At 71.2% G+C, this 1,520-nt stretch carries 2 protein-coding genes; both read left to right on the top strand.

Features of this window, described 5'->3' with window-relative positions:
* Positions 1-877, top strand: an 877-nt coding sequence (locus D7V93_RS42920; protein ID WP_158623986.1) for a sensor histidine kinase, incomplete at its 5' end; no start/stop codon positions are given.
* Between the two features lie 32 nt (positions 878-909).
* A partial coding sequence (locus D7V93_RS42925) for a FecR domain-containing protein (RefSeq protein WP_147451682.1) occupies positions 910-1,520 on the top strand: 611 nt, incomplete at its 3' end.

Consider the following 1,520-nt stretch of genomic DNA (forward strand, 5'->3'; position numbering starts at 1 on the left):
GGCGTATGGACGCGGCGAGCTGGAGCGCCGCGTGCGGGTGGAGGGGCAGGACGAGCTGAGCGAGCTGGGATCCACCTTCAACCGGATGGGCGAGGAGCTGGAGGCGGCGCGCGCACGGATGCTGCGCTGGAACGACGACCTGCGCGTCCGCGTGGAGGAGGCCACGGCGGAGCTGCGGGCCGCGCAGGCGCAGCTGGTGGAGGCGCAGAAGCTGGCGGCGGTGGGACAGCTGGGCGCGGGCGTGGCACATGAAATCAACAACCCGCTGGCCGGCATCCTCGGCAACGTGCAGCTGCTGCTCCTGGACAGGGCGAGCGGCGACTCGGACTTCGAGACGCTCCGGAAGATTGAGCAGAGCGCCAAGCGCTGCAAGGACATCACGCAGAACCTGCTGCGCTTCTCCCAGCAGCGCGAGCGCCCGGACCTGCGGCCGGTGGACCTGAACTCCGTCGTGCGCGACGCGCTCTCCCTCACGGAGAACCAGACGCGCGGCGAGGGCATCGACCTGGTGACGGAGCTGAGCACGACGGCGCCCCGCGTGAAGGCGGACCCCGGGCACCTGTCCCAGGTGGTGCTGGCGCTGCTGTCCAACGCGCGCACCGCGATGATCAAGACGCCCGTGAAGCGGCTGTCCCTGCGCACCGGCGAGCGCGACGGGATGTGCATCCTGGAGGTGGAGGACACGGGCAAGGGCATCGCGGAGAACATCCGCCCGCGCATCTTCGAGCCCTTCTTCACCACCAAGGACGTGTGGTCCAACGTGGGGCTGGGGCTGAGCGTCGCGTGGCGCATCATCACCGAGGCGGGGGGGACGCTGGAGGTCCGCTCGGAGGCAGGGCAGGGGGCCCGCTTCACCATCGTGCTGCCCCGGGCCTGAGGGGCACGGAGTGTGCTAGCTAGGGCCATCGCATGGCCGCTCCCCCCTTCCGCAGGCGACAGGCGCCGTTCCTCATCGGCCTCGTCCTCATCCTGGCCGCGCTGCCCGTGGGCTGGTTCGTCTTCCTGCGGGAGCTGCCCGTTCCCACGCCTCCGCCCGTCGCCGTGCCCCAGGTGGCCGTGCCGGAGCCGAAGAAGGCCGTGGAGCTGGAGCTGCGCGAGGTCGAGGGGCTCGTGGAGGTGCGCCATGGCAACGGCGCGTGGACGCGCGCCGAGAAGGGCACTCCGCTGCGGGCCACGGACGTGGTGCGCACCGGTGATGGCGCCTACGCCGTGCTCGTGAACGGCGAGGCCGTGGAGGTGCGCATGGCCGCCGGCACCGAGGTGTCCGTGGAGGAGCTGACGGACTCGCTGTCGCGCCTGCTGCTCGGCAACGGCATGGCCACCACCACCGTGCGGTCGGGTCAGCGTCACACCTTCGAGTTGAAGACGACGGGCAGCGACGCGGTGGCGCGCACCGGCGGCGGTACCTTCACCATGACGAACAACGGCGAGGGCACGGTGAAGGTGGGCACGCGCGACGGCGAGGTGACGCTGCTCGGCAAGGGCAAGGTCGTCATCGTCCGCGCGGGCCAGCAGTCCAT

It is taken from the genome of Corallococcus llansteffanensis (genome assembly GCF_003612055.1).
Taxonomy (GTDB): domain Bacteria; phylum Myxococcota; class Myxococcia; order Myxococcales; family Myxococcaceae; genus Corallococcus; species Corallococcus llansteffanensis.